Below are 902 nucleotides of genomic sequence, written 5' to 3' on the forward strand. Positions count from 1 at the left end.
TGAGTGCTTTTCATCTTGCCTCGCGGAGCTGAAGGACGAGGATCGCCTTGACAAGCTGACCTGCGAGAAGAGGGCAGCAGCGTAGCTTGCGAAGGATGCGCCACGTCTTCAGCTGCGCATTGGCGCGTTCACCGGGTCCGCGAAGCCTGGCATGCGAGGAGTTGGCGGCCTTCTGCGAGGCAGGCTTGTTCTTCCCCTTGTAGGGCACCCGGACGGGCTCACCGGCGCCGACGTAGCCCTTGTCAGCCAGGGTGATCAGGCCGGCAGCTTTCAGACGACGCACGATGCCCCAGATCCGGGCGGCCCTCAGGTCGTGCACCGAACCCGGCAAGGAGCCGGAGGTCCACAACGGCGTGCCATCCGGGGCGGCCAGGACCTGGATGTTCATACCGTGCTTCTTGTGCTTGCCCGAGTAGTAGGGCCGGTCGGCAGCGACTCGATCGATCGGGATCAAGGTGCCGTCCAGCACCACGAAGGCGTAGCCGGCGCGCCGGGCGGCTCGTAACGCCTGGTCCAGGCCAGGCGAGCGGTCGGCCAGCAGCGTGATGGCTTCACGGATGTAGCGCCATGCGGTGGTGGCGCCCACGGCGAAACCCGCTGCCAGTTCGGTTAGTGTCTCCCCTTTGCGCAGGTGGACGAGCGCGAGCATGGCCTGCTGGCCCGGGTTCAGCCGTCGCCAGCGCGAGCCGATCTTCTTGCGGTGACGGCGGATGAGGCTGGACAGGAACATCAACGTCCGGCGTGACAACGGCAGCGCGGCACGGTAGAACAGCACGCGAAGCTCCTGGAGATGCTGTTGCTCTTGGTCGACAACGCATCTACCAGGGGCTTCTCCACTTGCGGATCAAGTCCGGCTGGTTGCAACGAGCCTGTGACCTGGCCTTTCAGGATGGAAATGGCTC

The 902-nt window shown here is 65.1% G+C and carries 1 protein-coding gene; it reads right to left on the bottom strand.

What is annotated here, in order from left to right; translation table 11 throughout:
* Positions 1-10 precede the first annotated feature (10 nt).
* Positions 11-775 carry a transposase family protein gene (locus tag CXR44_RS38690; RefSeq protein WP_101791125.1) on the bottom strand — a complete coding sequence of 255 codons (765 nt, stop codon included), beginning with the start codon at positions 773-775 and terminating at the stop codon, positions 11-13.
* Positions 776-902 lie beyond the last annotated feature (127 nt).

Origin of the sequence: Nonomuraea indica (genome assembly GCF_002850745.1) — a bacterium.
GTDB lineage: Bacteria > Actinomycetota > Actinomycetes > Streptosporangiales > Streptosporangiaceae > Nonomuraea > Nonomuraea indica.